Origin of the sequence: Gordonia ajococcus (genome assembly GCF_012974285.1) — a bacterium.
GTDB classification, from domain to species: Bacteria; Actinomycetota; Actinomycetes; order Mycobacteriales; family Mycobacteriaceae; genus Gordonia; species Gordonia amicalis.
The window spans coordinates 3,429,400-3,444,901 of the sequence record NZ_CP052884.1; the positions used below are offsets into that span (position 1 = coordinate 3,429,400).

The 15,502-nt window shown below is 67.1% G+C and carries 13 protein-coding genes, 2 tRNA genes and 1 pseudogene; 1 reads left to right on the top strand and 15 read right to left on the bottom strand.

What is annotated here, in order from left to right:
• Positions 1-72: 72 nt before the first annotated feature.
• The 9 genes and pseudogenes from GAA2_RS23385 to GAA2_RS15570 all read right to left on the bottom strand — a co-directional run bounded on the left by GAA2_RS23385 (position 73) and on the right by GAA2_RS15570 (position 7,963).
• A pseudogene (locus tag GAA2_RS23385) lies at positions 73-917 on the bottom strand (hypothetical protein).
• 42 nt (positions 918-959) lie between these two features.
• On the bottom strand, positions 960-1,403 hold the full coding sequence (locus tag GAA2_RS15535) for a pyridoxamine 5'-phosphate oxidase family protein (protein ID WP_006434894.1): 444 nt from the start codon (positions 1,401-1,403) through the stop codon (positions 960-962).
• A gap of 55 nt (positions 1,404-1,458) precedes the next feature.
• Positions 1,459-2,211, bottom strand: coding sequence for an isocitrate lyase/phosphoenolpyruvate mutase family protein (locus GAA2_RS15540; RefSeq protein WP_006434893.1), 753 nt, complete (start codon positions 2,209-2,211; stop codon positions 1,459-1,461).
• 52 nt (positions 2,212-2,263) lie between these two features.
• On the bottom strand, positions 2,264-2,911 hold the full coding sequence (locus GAA2_RS15545) for a dihydrofolate reductase family protein (RefSeq protein ID WP_006434892.1): 648 nt from the start codon (positions 2,909-2,911) through the stop codon (positions 2,264-2,266).
• Between the two features lie 233 nt (positions 2,912-3,144).
• A tRNA-Asn gene (locus GAA2_RS15550) sits at positions 3,145-3,217 on the bottom strand.
• Between the two features lie 158 nt (positions 3,218-3,375).
• Positions 3,376-4,974 (bottom strand): hypothetical protein, encoded by a 1,599-nt coding sequence (locus GAA2_RS15555; protein ID WP_006434891.1) that lies wholly within the window; start codon positions 4,972-4,974, stop codon positions 3,376-3,378.
• Between the two features lie 75 nt (positions 4,975-5,049).
• Positions 5,050-5,748, bottom strand: coding sequence for a cysteine hydrolase family protein (locus GAA2_RS15560; protein ID WP_006434890.1), 699 nt, complete (start codon positions 5,746-5,748; stop codon positions 5,050-5,052).
• Positions 5,749-5,781: 33 nt separating this feature from the next.
• Positions 5,782-7,203, bottom strand: coding sequence for an allophanate hydrolase (locus GAA2_RS15565; RefSeq protein WP_096274974.1), 1,422 nt, complete (start codon positions 7,201-7,203; stop codon positions 5,782-5,784).
• A gap of 64 nt (positions 7,204-7,267) precedes the next feature.
• Positions 7,268-7,963 (bottom strand): GntR family transcriptional regulator, encoded by a 696-nt coding sequence (locus tag GAA2_RS15570; RefSeq protein WP_006434888.1) that lies wholly within the window; start codon positions 7,961-7,963, stop codon positions 7,268-7,270.
• 137 nt (positions 7,964-8,100) lie between these two features.
• On the opposite strand from GAA2_RS15570, the gene GAA2_RS15575 reads away from it, so the two are divergent.
• Positions 8,101-8,177 (top strand) — tRNA-Ile (locus GAA2_RS15575).
• A gap of 11 nt (positions 8,178-8,188) precedes the next feature.
• Here GAA2_RS15575 and GAA2_RS15580 read toward each other — a convergent pair.
• From GAA2_RS15580 to GAA2_RS15605, 6 genes are all read right to left on the bottom strand, one after another.
• Positions 8,189-8,992 (bottom strand): alpha/beta fold hydrolase, encoded by an 804-nt coding sequence (locus tag GAA2_RS15580; protein ID WP_024500457.1) that lies wholly within the window; start codon positions 8,990-8,992, stop codon positions 8,189-8,191.
• A 37-nt stretch (positions 8,993-9,029) separates the two neighbouring features.
• Positions 9,030-9,563 carry a dihydrofolate reductase family protein gene (locus GAA2_RS15585; protein ID WP_024500458.1) on the bottom strand — a complete coding sequence of 178 codons (534 nt, stop codon included), beginning with the start codon at positions 9,561-9,563 and terminating at the stop codon, positions 9,030-9,032.
• A 90-nt stretch (positions 9,564-9,653) separates the two neighbouring features.
• Complete coding sequence (dnaG, locus tag GAA2_RS15590; protein WP_024500459.1) at positions 9,654-11,579, bottom strand: DNA primase; 1,926 nt, start codon at positions 11,577-11,579, stop codon at positions 9,654-9,656.
• 487 nt (positions 11,580-12,066) lie between these two features.
• Positions 12,067-13,332 carry a deoxyguanosinetriphosphate triphosphohydrolase gene (locus tag GAA2_RS15595; RefSeq protein ID WP_096274161.1) on the bottom strand — a complete coding sequence of 422 codons (1,266 nt, stop codon included), beginning with the start codon at positions 13,330-13,332 and terminating at the stop codon, positions 12,067-12,069.
• A gap of 43 nt (positions 13,333-13,375) precedes the next feature.
• A complete protein-coding gene (locus tag GAA2_RS15600) occupies positions 13,376-13,858 on the bottom strand; it encodes a cold-shock protein (protein ID WP_006434884.1) in 483 nt (160 codons plus the stop codon).
• Between the two features lie 149 nt (positions 13,859-14,007).
• On the bottom strand, positions 14,008-15,393 hold the full coding sequence (locus tag GAA2_RS15605) for a glycine--tRNA ligase (protein WP_006434883.1): 1,386 nt from the start codon (positions 15,391-15,393) through the stop codon (positions 14,008-14,010).
• Between the last annotated feature and the right edge of the window lie 109 nt (positions 15,394-15,502).

Genomic DNA, 15,502 nt, shown 5'->3' on the forward strand with positions numbered 1-15,502 from the left:
CCCCGTTCACCGCACCCCCCCTGCCGGTTGAGCCGACACCGAGCGACGCGAGGCGTCGCGTCGAAACCAGCCCTACAGCACCGCGAAGTCGTCCATCAGCCAGCGACCGTCGTTCTGGACCAACGTCACCTTCACCCGCGACTGGTACGGGAATCCCTCGGGGAACTGTTTCGCGGTCTGCGGCGACTTGATGGTCTGGTCGAGGGTGACGAGCACGACGGCCTTCCCCTCGTCGAGGGACATGATGCCGGCGTTGTCGGCTTTCGCGGTCGACACCGCTTCTGCGTCGGTGGAGCCGCGACGGGCGTCCTGCGAGGACTCGATGTAGGTCTGGGTGAACGCGGGGGTCGAGATCTCCCGGATTCGACGGTCGAGGTCCGAATAGTCGGCCGAGTTGTAGGTCGTGATCTCGGTGGCGTACTTGCGGGCGGTGTCGAGGATCGTCGTGTCGATCGTGCTGACCGCGGTGTCGCCCGGCGGTCGGCGTCGACGTAGGCGACGGCCAGGACCGCGGTCGACGCCGTGAGCACAACGGCGACGGCCGTCAACGCGACGACCGCCCACGTCTTCTTGCCGAGACCGGTCGCCCAGCCGGTCCAGCGATTGTTCTTGCCGGTGGCGGCTTTCCGGTCGAGCTTGCGGGGTGTGCGGTCCTCAGCGGACTCCCCCGTGGCCCGTGCTTCCGTGCTGTCCGGCTCGGTCTCGCCCTCGACGACGGCGTCGTCTGCTTCCCCACGACGCCCCGCCTTGCGTGCGGCCTTTGCCGCCCTGGCCTCCGCCTCGGCCCGGAACTTCTCCCGGTTCGTGCGGTTGGCCTGCAGGAACTGCTCGCCGTCGAGCGGGGTCACGCCATCTTCGACGTCGGTCGTCGCCGGGGTGGCGTCGGGGGCGTCGGAGGTCTGACGAGGCTTCGGCATGGGTTCAATGTAGCGATGCCGCGTCGGGCACTGTGTCCGGCGTCATATGACCGGCAGATCTCCGAGGCTGCCGAGGTCCAGTGACACCCACTGCTCGGGGTCGAGGTACAGCTTGGTCTGCGGGCCGTGCTCCTTCTCCGCCATCTCGATGTACGGTTCGACGGCCTGCGGCGGGAGGTACCGAGAGGCCAACTCGCGCAGGTCGTCTCGGGTTCCGGCGACCATGTCGACGGCGTTGCCGGACACCGATACGTACTTCAGCCGCGGCGACACCTCGTCGACCATGAGGGTGAACCGTCCCGCCGCCCGGATGAGATTCAGCTTCCGGGACTCGGTGCCGGTGAGCACCCACGGTCTTCCGCCGGGTGTGTAGTGGTACCAGATCGGCACCGTCAGCGGCGCCCTCCCCGGTTCGGCTTCCACAGACAGCGCCGCGACATGCGGTTCTGCCAGAAACGCTTCTCGTTCGCTCTTGCTGAGTGCCATGTCCCGACGGTAAACCCGACCTCTGACACCCGCGCCCGATTCGCTCGGTCCGACCCTACTTCCAGGGAGCGAGCACCTCGGCCGCCCGTTCGGCGAGCACCTTCTGGAACAGCGGGCCGAAGCTCACGCGTCCGACGCCGAGCGCGGCGAGTGCCGCCTTGTTGTTCTTGGTCGGGTGCCCGATGGCGTTGACCGGAAGCGGCAACTCGTCGGCAAGTCTCTTCTGCGTGGCGTCGTCGTGGAAGCCGACCGGGTAGAGCACGTCGGCTCCGGCCTCCGCGCAGAGCTTCATCCGGGCGATGGCACGGTCGACGCGGTCGGACTCGTCGCCGACCTGCTTGATGAACAGGTCGGTGCGGGCGTTGATGACGACGTGGACATCGGTGGCGTCCGACGCTGCGCGCAATGCGCCCACGAAGTCGGCGTGTTCCTGCGCCTCGCGGAGTCGGCCGCCTTCGCTGTGGACGGTGTCCTCGATGTTGAGGCCGACGGCCCCGGCGTCGATGAGTCCCTCGATCAGCGTCTTCGGGTCTTCGCCGTAGCCGGATTCGATGTCGACGGAGATCGGGACGTCGACTGCTGCGGTGATCTGTTTGATCCGAGTCGTCAGCTCGTCGAAGGCGATTCCCTCGTTGTCGGGTTTGCCGATCGAATCGGAGACCGGGTGACTGCCGACGGTGAGTGCGGTGAACCCGGCGGACACCGCCAGGTTCGCCGACCATGCGTCCCACACCGTCGGCAGGATCACCGGGTCGCCCGGTTTGTGGAGTTGGAGCAGAGTCGCGGCCTTGTCGGCTAGTTCCGTCATGACCCCTACAACTACCCCGCTCGCAGCAGACATTCCGGGGCTTGGCGAAAAACTACTTCCGCCAGAACAAATGGTGGGTGACTCCGCTGGGACTCGGGATCGCCTCGTGCTCGAAGCGATCCTCCAGGTCCTCCGGCGAATCCCACAGGCGCAGACCGTTCCCGTAGGTGACGGGCGCGACCGCGATGTGCAGCGTGTCGATGAGATCTGCGTCGAGGAACTCCCGCACGGTGCTGACGCCGCCACCGATCCGGACGTCTTTGCCGTCGGCTGCCGCTTTCGCCTTCTCGGCTGCCTCCGCCGGTGTGGCGTCGAGGAAGTGGAAAGTGGTCTCACCCAGGGTGAACGACGGTCGGAGGTGGTGAGTCAGGACGAAGACTGGGGTGTGGAACGGCGGTTCGTCGCCCCACCACCCCTGCCAGTCGTGGTCGGTCCACGGGCCGCGCTGATGACCGAACTTGTTGCGGCCCATGATCTCCGCGCCGATGTTGTGGGTGAAGTCCCGGGTGAAGTAGTCGTCGAGGCCCCGGGTCCCGCCGGGATCGGTGCGGTTGGGCCAGCTGGCAGTGGCCCCGGCCCACGACATCAGTTCCCAGGGCTCGACGGTGTCGCCGAAGGGCCTCTCGAAGGTCTGATTCTCACCTGCACCGATCCCGTCCTGCGAGACCGCGAAATTCTGCACTCTGAGTAGCTGCGGCATGGTTTGTCGTTTCCTGTTCGTCGTCCGGCATGAGGGATCTATGCAGGACAGACTCACCACCGCAGCGGAACTCATCGGTGGGACGGCAGGTCGGGCCAGCCCCGGCAAACCCACCCCTTTTCGACATTTCCACCCCGACGCGCGCGGCGGTGATTCTGCCGAAAAAGGGTGGTTTTGCGGGCCCACGAAGAAGCCCGCCACCTGCTGTCGCAAGTGGCGGGCTGTCGTTGTTGCTCCCCCAACTGGACTCGAACCAGTAACCGTTCGATTAACAGTCGAATGCTCTGCCAATTGAGCTATGGGGGATTGCTCGGCCCTCGTTCGGCGCCGCGGGCGCTTCACTTGAACCGAGGACAGACTCTAGCGCATGCCGCTGCCGGACGACAAAACGGCAGGTCAACGGCATACGACGTGGCGGCAGTTGTGTCCGGACATCGGACACAACTGCCGCAGATCCTACGACTTCAGTGACCGGCGACGACGTCGGCTTCGTCGACCTCCACCGGCGTCCGCGCACCGGGCAGGAACCAGTAGGCGAAGCACACCGCCCCGAAGAACAGGTAGCCCAGCGAGACCTCGGGCGCGGCCGCCCACGACACCTCCGGCGCGTGGATGAGGCCGATGAACGAGAGCACCGCCCCCACCGCCGCGGCGATGGCCGCGAAGTGGAACTTCTTCTCCAGGATGAACGTGACGATCGTGCCGAGGATCAGCCCGACGAGCACCGCTCCCTCGCCGAGCGTCTTGAGGCCCTCGTAGATCACGCCGGCACCGTTCATCGCCTCCATGCCCACCTCGTCGACCGTGGTCCCCGCCGCCGAGAGCGCGTTGTCGATGAGTCCGCGCCCCCACTCGGCCAGGTTCGGCAGCAGCGCCGCGACCACCGCGACCGCGTGCAGGCGCGGCACCGCCTGGAAGGCCTGTGCCCCGATCAGCAAGCCGATGAACAGCAGGATCGGCACGATCGCCGGCACCGGCAGCAGGTAGTTCAGCACCCCGAACAGACCGAGGAAACACAGCAGGCCGATCGCTGCTCCACTGGCCAGCGAGTAGCTCGCGCGACCACCGGCGTCCTTCCAGCCCGGATGACCGATGTACACGGCCGGCGGGAAGGGCGACCCGAACGCCGCACCGATGCACGCCCCGGCACCGTCGGCGAGCAGCACGCTGCGCAGATTGTAGTTGTCCCCCGCCGCCGCGGCGCTCTCCACATTGCTCATCGCCTCGGTGAAGTTGTAGACGCCCAGCGGTATCGCGGTGCCCAGCAGCGGCGCGAGATCGCCGAGACCGTTGAACAACAGGTCGAATCGTTGATCCGGAATGCCGACGGCGATGTCTTCCACCGCCGCGGTCAGGTCCGGTACCGACATGAACCCGCCTGCCCAACCGATCGCCGTACCGACGAGCAGCGCGGCGAGCCCGACGGGGACGTTGCCGGGCAGCTTCACATCGGTGAAGAAACCGATGAGGATGATCGCCAGCACCGGCAGACCGATCCACGCCGCCTCCCAGATCTGCCCTGCCGGACGCATCGAGATGAACGTGATCGAGATACCGGCCAGGGTGCCGAGCATCGCGGCGCGCGGCGTCAGTTTGCGCACATAGGGTCCGACGAACGCGCCGATCATGACGATGACACCGATCATGAACGCCCACGCCAGACCGGCCTGCCACGCCTGGATGGCGTCCTTGGTGTTCAGGTACACCGGCAACATCACGACGAACACCACGATGAACATGTGCGGGACACTCGGCCCGTACGGCAGGGCTGTCACATCGTCGCGTCCCTCCCGCGCGGCGAGGCGTCGGGCCAGGAACGTGTAGTACAGGTTGCCCAGGATCAGCGCGACGCCCAGCGCGGGCAGCACGGTGCCGAGGACGTTGTCCGGACTGAGACCGATCACGCCGATCATCAAGCCGGTCAACGTCAGCACGTTGACGAGGATGTTGAAACCGAGACCGAAGAAGGCGTTGGTGTCTCCGCGCGTCCACCACGCGACCTTCGGGGTTGCAGCCGGTGACGGCGGGTCGGTGGTCGGGGCTGGATCGGTGGTGGCGCTCATGAATTCCTCCGGACTGCTGGGGTTTGATGGGGAAAACGAGACGCCGATGTCTCGTCTGGGTAGGTTGGATCGTTCTCAGACGGCGGGTTCCACAGGCGCTCGCCCGTTCAGCAGCGGGATGATCGCCGTGCCGGGCGCGGTCCAGCCGAAGATGCCTCCCTGCGCCGCGATCATCTCCAGGCCGACGCGCTGGAAATCGGGGAAGTACGAACCGACACAATCGGATACGACGACGCACTCGAAACCTCGGTCGTTGGCCTCACGCGTGGTGGTGTGGACGCACACCTCGGTGGTCACGCCGGTCACCAGTAGTTGCGTGATCTCGTTGTCGGCCAGCACCTTCGACAGTTCGGTCGCATAGAACGCCCCCTTGCCGGGCTTGTCGATGACGACCTCGGTGTCGAGCGGGGCGAGTTCGTCGATGATGTCGTGCCCGTACTCACCGCGGATCAGGATGCGCCCGAACGCCCCCGGGTCGCCGATCCGCTTCGACGGTTGGCCGCGGTTGAGCTTGGCCGGCGGGCAATCCGACAGGTCTGGCAGATGCCCCTCCCGGGTGTGGATGACGAGCATCCCGACCGCCCGCGCGGCGTCGAGCAGAGCAGCGAGGGGTTCGACGACGCGCTGCAGTTGCGAGACGTCGTTGCCGAGGGTTTCGCCGAAACCGCCCGGCAACAGGAAGTCCCGCTGCATGTCGATGATGATCAGCGCGGTCTGGTCCAGGTCGAGTTCGATCGGACCGGGCAGCGCGTCGAGGATGACGGTCGTGGGCATCGAATGGCCTTCCGAGGTGGGTGTTCGCGGGTTTCAGGACGCGGGAAGCGTGGTCGAGGTGCGGACCTCACCGGCCGACGACGACCGGTCGCGCGGTTCGTCGAGCAGAGCGGCCGCCAACTGGAGCACGGTGTCGTCGGTGAGTGCGGCCCCGAGAAGCATCGCGCTGTGGGGCCGACCGTCGGATGTCACACCTTGCGGAACGGCGATCCCGGTGAGGTCGAGGAGATTTCCGAAATGCGTGTAATGACCGAGCATCGTGTTGGTCGCGATCGGTTGCGCCAGGACCTCCTCGACGGTGAACGTCCGCCCGATCGTCGGTACCACGAGGACATCGATTCCCTCCCACACCCGACCGACCTCGGACCGCAGCTCCTGCAATCGCTGCAATGCAGCGAAAGCGTCTACGGCCGTGTACTTCTCGCCGCTGCGGAGGATGTCGCGGACCACGGGATGGATCTCGTCGGGCTTCTCGGTGAGGAAGTCCCCGAAGACGACCAGTCGCTCCGCGACCCACGGTCCCGAGTACAGGAGTTCCCCGGCTGCCAGGAACGGCGACAAGGAGACGTCGACGATCTCGACGCCACCCGGTAAGGCCAGATGTGCCAGACGGTTTCGGAATGCGAGGTGCGCCTCGCGCATGGCGTCGTCGCCGAAGAACTCCAATTCCTCGACCGGCGGGAGGCCGACCGTGATCGTCGAGCCGTCGAATCCGGGTCCGCGGTCGCGGGACCACGGATCAGCGTCGTCGCGGCCCATCATCACGCTCATGACACGATCCATGTCGTCGACGGTCGCGGTCATCGCCGTGATGCAGTCGAGGGACTTGCAGGCCGGGACCAGCCCCACCGTGCTGATCAGACCGCGCGACGGTTTGTATCCGACGATGCCATTGAGTGCAGCAGGCACCCGCCCCGATCCGGCGGTGTCAGTGGCGACGGCGAAGGGGACGTCGCCGTGTGCCACCGCGAGGGCTGAGCCGGAACTCGAACCGCCGGAGATCATCTCGTTGCCGTAGACCCCGCGCGGCATCGTGGACGGGGTCCGCGTGCCGTTCAGGCCGGTGGCGAACTGGTCCAGATTGGTCTTCCCGATGAACAGCGCGCCGGCGTCGAGCAGGCGCTGTACGACAGGCGCGGTCGTGTCGGGGACGTACGCGTACCCGGGGCAGGAGAGAGTCGTCGGGACGCCGGCCACGTCGATGGAGTCCTTGACGCCGAACGGCACGCCGTAGAGCGGGAGGTCGCGTGCGTCGGGACGACTCTCGAGTTCCGCCGCCGCGGCGAGCACCTCGTCGCGCGGCACGGTCGACAGCCAGGTCCCGTCGTCACCCCGCGCCTCGATGGCGTCGAGGACCATGCGTGCGGTCCGCGTCGGGGATCCGCTCCCGTGTAGGTGCGAGTCGAGGATCTCGGCAACCGTGGGACCGGTGGTGGGCCCGCCCAAAAGAGTCATACCGTCGATTGTCGACAGAATCATGGCGCCTGCGGAACGGCTGTGTGTCGATTGTGTTAGCTGGTCAGCGCGGCTGTTCGTCCCCGGCTGTGGCCGAAACCAGGTCCAGGTAGTGGAGGTGGCCGTGATCGTGGAGGGCCGCGATCGCCGCCGCGGCGTCATTGCGTTCGAGTGCGTCGAGGATCGCCTGGTGCCGGTGGAACCCGTCGTCGGGGCCGTGGTGGTCGGCGGTCTCGGTTCGCAGGTTGACCGCCATCGGCAGCTGTAACTTCAGCAGGATCGGTTCGAGGGTGATGTCGAGCTGTCGATTCCCGGCCAGTCCGACGACGGCGGCATGGAATCGACGGTGCGCGTCATCGCGCGCGAGATCGTCTGTGGCACGGCGCATCGCATCGATCGCCGCACGAACAGGCGCGAGCTGCGATGCCGGATCGGTCAACGGCAGGGCGGCCTCGACGGCATACCGTTCGAGCACCTGGCGCAGCTCGAACAGCTGCAGGATGTCCCGGGGCGACCACTCCGCGACCCGGACCCCACGACGCGGCTGGTGTTCGACGAGCCCCTGCTGGGCGAGCAGCCGTAACGCCTCACGTACCGGCGCCCGACTGATCCCGAGGTCGGCACACAGCGTCTCTTCGACGATCTTCGCACCAGGCGCAAGAGCACCACTCAAAATGGCGTCCCGGATACGCCGGCCGGCCACGTCGACAAGACTCTCCGGCAGCTCACCGCCACCGTGAGACGCCTCCCCGACCGTCATCCGCGCACCCTCCCGTCCGCCGTGTCCGATTTTGCGCCAGTGTAGCGCCGTCGACTGTCGACCGTTTTCCATGACAGTTGGCTGCAGCCGCCGTAGCACGGTGCGGTAATCTCCTCCCGCGGGCCGGGTGCCCGTACGGGGAGTTAGCTCAGTTGGTTAGAGCCGTCGACTCATAATCGATTGGTCGCGGGTTCAAGTCCCGCACTCCCCACCATTCGGCGACGATCAGTCGTCGCCCGTGATCGCCTCCCGCAGCGCGGCCGTCACCGCCGCGGGGTTGTCGACGTTCATCAGGTGCCCGGCGTCCGGGATCACGCGGTAGGTCACGTCCGCCAGTCCGTCGACGATCATGCGGGCGGCCTTCTCCGGACACAGAGCGTCGCTCGACGCCGCGATGACATCGACATGCTGACGGATCTCGGAAAGCCGTGGGGTCAGCGGTTGCTCGCGCACCCGGGCCATCGCGCGTGCCGCGTTGGCATAGCCGGCACCGTCCCCGATCGCCTCGAGTCTCCTGGCCGCGATCTCGTCGACGCGATCATGGGCGGACACCAGCCCGGAGACGGTGTCGTCGCGCATCGCCGCCCGGAATTCGTCGCTCGAGGTGTCGGCGGCCTGACCGGCGCGCTGCGTGTAGAACTCGGCCGCGGCTCGCCCCACCACCGACGACGTACCGAGCACGATCGCCCGGCTCACCAGATCCGGCCGCTCGGCAGCCGCCCAGAGGACGATGGTCCCACCGGCGGAGAAGCCGACGACGATGGCCGGCCCGGTCACGGCCTCGAGGAACCCGACGAGATCTCGGCCGAGTTGCTCAAGGGTCCCCTCGGCCTCCCCGACCGTCGTCGCGCCGTGTCCGCGGAGGTCGACGGCGAAGGTGTGCTGGTCGGCGAGGTCGCGCTGCGTGTGCGCCCAACTCCGACCGTCTTCACCCAATCCGTGGACCAGAACGATTGGCGCCGAGGTTGATTCGTCGCTCCCCTGTTCTGAGTAGTTCACCGTGAGATCGCCGATCGACACCATCGTCATGGATCCAGGCTCTCACACGCGCGACACCCGGACCCGCTCACCTCTCGACCCGGCACCAGAACTCGGCTTCGCCCGGAATCCGCATCAGCCGCACCTCGCCGCCACCGGGACGATCGAAGAGCCGGACCCCGTCGCCCAGGAAGACCGGGACGTGGAAGACGAGGACCTCGTCGAGCAAGCCGGCGTCGATCATCTGACGCGCGACGTCGGCGCCGATGACCGTGACGTACCGATCTCCCGCCAGCCTCGTGGCCTCCTCGACGGCGCGGTGCAGGTCGGTGACGAAGGTGACACCCTCCACCGGGTCGGCGGGCGGATTGTGCGTGAGAACCACTGTCGGGCACTGGTATTCGCCCTCGAACGCACCTTCGCGGTCGGTGCCCTTGTTCGGGTCGTCGCCCCCGAAACTGCGATTCCCCACGAGCAGGGAGCCCGTCCCGTCCCGGAGCCGCCGGGCGGCGGAATTGTCCTCGTCCTCGCCGAAGAACCGCGTCAGCCAGGACATGTCTCCGCCGGGACCGGCGATGAACCCGTCGAGGGATGCGGTCGCCGAATAGATGGTGGTCGCCATGGTGTTCTCCGTTCAGACGTGGTCGATGTACAGACCGCCTGAACCGTTCCGACTCATCGCGCCCGGCGTAAGGCCTCTGCCGAGAGCGACTCAGCCGACGTCGACGGTCGGGTCGAGGGCCTGCTCCAGCAGGCTACGGCGATAGGCCTCCAGGGCCACCAGATCGCCGAAGACGGCGTTGTAACCGTCCGGGTCGTCGCTGGGTGCCATCCGACGCAGTCGTGACTTGATGTCGGCGATCTGCGAACCGACCCACACTTCCTGCAGTCGAGCGAGGACGCTCGTGATGTAGCGGGCGATGTTGTCCTCGTCGACGGGCATCGACTCGACGGCGAGCTCGGTGACCAGCGGGTCGATGACCGGGTCGTCGACGGCGTTGCGCACGGAGTCGACCCAGGCGGCCCCGCCCAGACCCGACGACGTGCCGCCGATGCTGATCATCGCCTGTCGCACAATGGCATACGCGGGCTCGTCGAAGCATTCGACGGGTAGCGAGTCGAAGACCGTCCCGGCGATCGCCGGGTACTGCAGCGCGGCCTTGAGGGCTTCACGCTGGGGCCACAGCCGCGGGTCGTTGGGCTGGGGGCGTGCGGACGTCGGTGCCGTCTCCGCTTCCGGCCGGTTGCGCGCGGGAGCACCGCGTCGACCGCCCCGCCCGGAATCCGTACCGCCCTTGGCCTTCCGGATCTTCGCGCCTTCTTCGCGCACCCGACCGAGGACCTGGCTCACTTCTTCCCAGCCGACCCAGCCGGCGAGCTGGCGGGCGTACTCGTCGCGCAGCGCGACGTCTTTGATGCGGGCGACCACCGGGACCGTGTCACGCAGGGCGTGCACGCGGCCCTCCGCGGTGTCGAGGTCGTGTTCGGTCAGCAGCGTCTTGATCGCGAACTCGAACATCGGCACCCGGCGGGCGATGAGGTCGCGCACCGCGGCGTCTCCCCTGGCCTGACGGAGCTCGCACGGGTCCATGCCCTCCGGTGCGATCGCCACGAACGTCTGACCCGAGATGGACTGTTCTCCCTCGAAAGCCTTGAGCGCGGCGGCCTTTCCTGCGGCGTCGCCGTCGAAGGTGTAGATGACCTCACCGCGGAAGTACGAGTCGTCCATCATCAGGCGCCGGATCAGCGCGAGGTGATCCTCCCCGAAGGCGGTGCCACACGAGGCGACGGCGGTGGTGACGCCGGCGAGATGCATGGCCATGACATCGGTGTAACCCTCGACCACGACCACCTGATGGCCCTTGGCGATGCTCTTCTTCGCGTGGTCGAGACCGAACAACACCTGAGACTTCTTGTACAGCATGGTCTCCGGTGTGTTCATGTACTTGCCGAGGTTATCGTCGTCGAACAACTTGCGGGCGCCGAAGCCGATGATGTCCCCGCCGAGATTGCGGATCGGCCAGAGCAATCGACGATGGAATCGGTCGATCGGTCCCTTGCGGCCCTGCTTGGAGAGACCGGCCGCCTCGAGTTCGCTGAACTCGAAACCCTGCGACAACAACGCCTTGGTCATCGTGTCCCAGCCGGCGGGCGCATAGCCGCACCCGAACTGGATGGCGGCCGCGGCGTCGAAATCCCGCTCGGACAAATAGTCCCGCGCCGCTTGCGCCTCGGGGGTCTGCAGGGCGGCCTGGTAGAACTTCGCGGCGGCGGCGTTGGCGGCGACGAGCCGGGCACGCGTACCACGGTCCCGCTTGATCGCGGTGCCGCCGCCCTCGTAGTTGATCTGGTAGCCGAGCCGGTCGGCGAGCTGCTCCACGGCCTCGACGAAACTGATGTGCTCCTGCTTCTGCAGGAAGCTGTAGACGTCGCCGCCCTCCCCGCAGCCGAAGCAATGGAAGTGGCCGTGGTTGGGACGAACGTGGAACGACGGCGACTTCTCGTCGTGGAACGGGCACAGACCCTTGAGGCTGTCGGCACCTGCTCGCCGCAGTGCGACGTAGTCGCCGACGATGTCCTCGATCCTCGTCTGCTCACGGATCGCCGTGATGTCACGATCGGGAATTCGGCCTGCCACGCGTCCAGTGTAGTGACCCCGGTCGATCGGTCCGGCCGGGCACTCGACACATGCCGTCCACGAGACGGATCCGACGTCTCGGCAGGTCCCCGGCCCGCAAACCGCCCCGGAGAAGGGCCCCGGAAATGCGCCCCCCGAGTTCCGCCCCGCGCCGAAACCGCCCCTCATATCCGCCCCTGGTTTCCGCCCCGGCCGGAAAACCACCCCTGATATCCGCCACCGAGTTCCGCCCCGGCCGGAAAACCACCCCTGGAAACAACCCGACAGCGCCGCGCCGCAACCCATATGTCGCCGCCGGGGCTGTGGAGGGCGTTTCCCAGGGGCGCTTTTCGACGCGGGGTGGATTGTAGGGGCGCTTTTCGGGGGCGGATCTCAGTGCCGGGCGGATACCAGGGGCGCTTTCCAGGGGCGCTTTTCGATGCCGGGCGGATTCCAGGGGCGGTTTCCAGGGGCGCTTTTCAGGCCCGGCCCAGCCCTGCCCACGGCCTCACCCCAGGTGCGCTTGAGCCCCGGAGTTCTGCTTGTCCGTGCGCTCCAGACGGCCCTCGGTCATCGACGCGATCTGATCGATGATGACCCGCATCCGGGCCGCGTCGTCGGCCGCGGCGTTCCACCGGGGCACGAAGATCGGGTCGAGTCCACCGGGAGCGGCTTCGACGAACCAGTTGGCGACGCGGTGAATCCGCTCGCGCTGCCGCTGCTGGGTCGCCTTGTGTCGTTCGTTGGAGAAGATGAACCGCAGCGCCATGGTCTTGAGCATGGGGACCTCGGCGGCGATGAGCGGGGGCACCTCGAGATCGGCGTCGTAGCGTGACACCGGCCGGTCCCCCACCATCGCGCGCGTACCGGTGATGGCGGCCGACGCGAATCGTCCGATGAGCTCACTGGTGAGACGTTTGAGGGCGACATACGAGTCGAGGGTGCCGTCGAAGACTCCGACCGCCCGCACGATGTCCATCTCGTGGAGTCGCCGGGCGGCGTCGACGAGTGCCTCCGGGTCCAGGCCGGGGAATTCCTTGGCGCCGATCTCCGCCATCTCCCGTCGGTCCTGCGGGTCGCCGAGGCTACGCAGGTCGATTCGGCCGCCGATGACGCCGTCCTCGAGATCGTGCACCGAATAGGCGACGTCGTCGGACCAGTCCATGATCTGGGCTTCGATGCACTTCCGGGTTCCGGGCGCGTTCCGGCGAACCCAGTCGAGCGTCGCGGCGTCGTCATCGTAGGCGCCGAACTTCCCGCCGGGGGTGCGTCGAGTCCACGGGTACTTCAACGTCGCGTCGAGCGAGGCACGCGTCAGGTTGAGCCCTGCGCTGTGGCCCTCGGCGTCGAGCAGCTTCGGCTCGAGCCGGGTGAGGATGCGCAGGTTCTGCGCGTTGCCCTCGAAGCCGCCGTGGTCGGCGGCCACCTCGTCGAGCGCGCGCTCGCCGTTGTGCCCGTAGGGCGGGTGCCCGATGTCGTGGGCGAGGCCCGCGAGTTCGACGAGGTCGGGTTCGGCGCCCAGCCCGATGGCGATACCGCGACCGATCTGCCCGACCTCGAGCGAATGGGTCAGGCGGGTACGCGGGGTGTCGCCCTCGCGGGGCCCGACGACCTGTGTCTTGTCGGCGAGGCGACGCAATGCGGCGGAATGCAGCACGCGAGCGCGGTCGCGGGCGAAGGCGCTGCGGTGATCCGTCCGGGTGCCCGGCAGGCTCGCGACCTTGGCACCTTCGGGGACAAAACGTTCGACGGCCTCGTCGCCGTAGGTGGCCATGTCCGGAAGGACATGGCCGGCGGCGCCGGAACTGGATTGACTGCTAGTCAAGCACCCAGCCCCGGCCGACCGCGAAATCGGTGACCCGCTGGCGGATGGCCACGATCTGGCGTGCGGTCAGGTCGTCGTCGGCGTCGAGGAGAAGCTCGGTCAGCTCCTCGGTGAACGCGCCGGCGTCGAGCGAGCCACCGCCACCGCGCGGACGCCGACCGTGATCGTCACGACGATGCCCGCGGTCACCACGATCGCCGCGGTCGCCACGTCCGTGGTGATCGTCGCGGCGATGCGCACGTGCACCCGCCGAATCGTCGGCCGGAGCCTCTTCGGTCACGGCGACGTTGATCGCCTTGGAACCGCGGTCGGTCTCCTCGATGTCGAAGGTCACCTTGGCACCCGGTTTCAGCGAGTCCTCGTCGATGTCGATGTCGTTGATGTGAAGGAACACATCGGCACCGCCCGATTCCGGCGCCAGAAACCCGAATCCCCGATTCGCGTCGTAATGGACGACTTTCCCGCTGACAGACACGACTCCACTCACTCTCTCGTCGCGCGCATGACGGGCCCCATGCCCTCCTCCGCGCGACAACTCGCCCTCAATTGTGACAGACAACCGCAGGTCAGGCGGAATCGTGCCCGTCCCGCCACACCGGGGGTACCAGGTGTGGCGGGCGGTGGTCAGGCGCCGAGCAGCTTGCCGCCGAGGTATTCGGCGACCTTGTCGAGGGCGACACGCTCCTGGCTCATGGTGTCGCGCTCACGCACGGTCACGGCCTGATCGTCGAGGGTGTCGAAGTCGACGGTCACGCAGAACGGCGTACCGATCTCGTCCTGGCGGCGGTAACGCTTGCCGATGCCCTGCGCGTCGTCGAACTCGACGTTCCAGTGCTTGCGCAGTTCTGCGGCGAGGTCGCGTGCCTTCGGCGACAGTTTCTCGTTGCGCGACAACGGCAGCACCGCGACCTTGATCGGGGCGAGACGACGGTCGAGGCGCAGCACGGTACGGGTGTCGGTGCCGCCCTTGGCATTCGGCACCTCTTCCTCGGTGTACGCGTCGCACAGGAACGCCATCAGCGAACGGGTCAGGCCGGCTGCGGGCTCGATGACGTACGGGGTGTAGCGCTCGCCGGTGGCCTGGTCGAAGAACGACAGGTCCTCGCCGGAGTGCTTGCTGTGGGTGGTGAGGTCGTAGTCGGTGCGGTTGGCGACGCCCTCGAGCTCACCCCAGGGGTTGCCGGCGAACCCGAACTTGTACTCGACGTCGACGGTCCGCTTGGAGTAGTGCGACAGCTTCTCCTTGGGGTGGTCGTAGAGTCGCAGGTTCTCCGGATCGATGCCCAGGTTGACGTACCAGTTGAAACGCTGATCGATCCAGTACTGGTGCCACTCTTCGTCCTCGCCCGGCTTGACGAAGAACTCCATCTCCATCTGCTCGAATTCGCGGGTGCGGAAGATGAAGTTGCCCGGTGTGATCTCGTTGCGGAAGCTCTTGCCGATCTGCGCGATGCCGAACGGCGGCTTCTTGCGCGCGGTGGTCATCACGTTCTTGAAGTTCACGAAGATGCCCTGCGCGGTCTCCGGACGGAGGTAATGCAGACCCTCTTCGTCGTCGACGGGGCCGAGGAAGGTCTTCATCAGCCCGCTGAACGCCTTGGGCTCGGTCCAGTTGCCGGGCTGGCCGGTCTCCGGGTCGTTGATGTCGGCGAGGCCGTTCTCCGGCGGGTGCCCGTGCTTGGCCTCGTAGGCCTCGATCAGGTGATCGGCGCGGTAGCGCTTGTGGGTGTGCAGCGACTCGACGAGCGGATCGGTGAACACCTCGACGTGGCCCGAGGCCTCCCAGACCTGACGCGGCAGGATGACCGACGAGTCGAGACCGACGACGTCCTCACGGCTGATGACCATGTTCCGCCACCACTGCCGCTTGATGTTGTCCTTGAGCTCGACGCCGAGCGGGCCGTAATCCCAGGCCGACTTGGTGCCGCCGTAGATCTCACCGCACTGGTAGACCAGACCCCGGCGCTTGGCGAGGTTGACGACGGATTCCACTTTGGACTGGGCGGCCACGGTTAACTGCTCTCCACGGGTTGAGGTTCTCGGCTTCGAACTGTTCTGCGCATGCGCGTGCGACCGGGTGGGGTCGGGCGCGCACGGCAACCCCTACAGACTACCGAGC

Bases quoted from the DNA above. Each gene is read 5' to 3' on its own strand.
- GAA2_RS15535 (WP_006434894.1), bottom strand. From the start codon at position 1,403: ATGGCACTCAGCAAGAGCGAACGAGAAGCGTTTCTGGCAGAACCGCAT.
- GAA2_RS15540 (WP_006434893.1), bottom strand. From the start codon at position 2,211: ATGACGGAACTAGCCGACAAGGCCGCGACTCTGCTCCAACTCCACAAA.
- GAA2_RS15545 (WP_006434892.1), bottom strand. From the start codon at position 2,911: ATGCCGCAGCTACTCAGAGTGCAGAATTTCGCGGTCTCGCAGGACGGG.
- GAA2_RS15555 (WP_006434891.1), bottom strand. From the start codon at position 4,974: ATGAGCGCCACCACCGATCCAGCCCCGACCACCGACCCGCCGTCACCG.
- GAA2_RS15560 (WP_006434890.1), bottom strand. From the start codon at position 5,748: ATGCCCACGACCGTCATCCTCGACGCGCTGCCCGGTCCGATCGAACTC.
- GAA2_RS15565 (WP_096274974.1), bottom strand. From the start codon at position 7,203: ATGACTCTTTTGGGCGGGCCCACCACCGGTCCCACGGTTGCCGAGATC.
- GAA2_RS15570 (WP_006434888.1), bottom strand. From the start codon at position 7,963: ATGACGGTCGGGGAGGCGTCTCACGGTGGCGGTGAGCTGCCGGAGAGT.
- GAA2_RS15580 (WP_024500457.1), bottom strand. From the start codon at position 8,992: ATGACGATGGTGTCGATCGGCGATCTCACGGTGAACTACTCAGAACAG.
- GAA2_RS15585 (WP_024500458.1), bottom strand. From the start codon at position 9,563: ATGGCGACCACCATCTATTCGGCGACCGCATCCCTCGACGGGTTCATC.
- GAA2_RS15595 (WP_096274161.1), bottom strand. From the start codon at position 13,332: ATGGCCACCTACGGCGACGAGGCCGTCGAACGTTTTGTCCCCGAAGGT.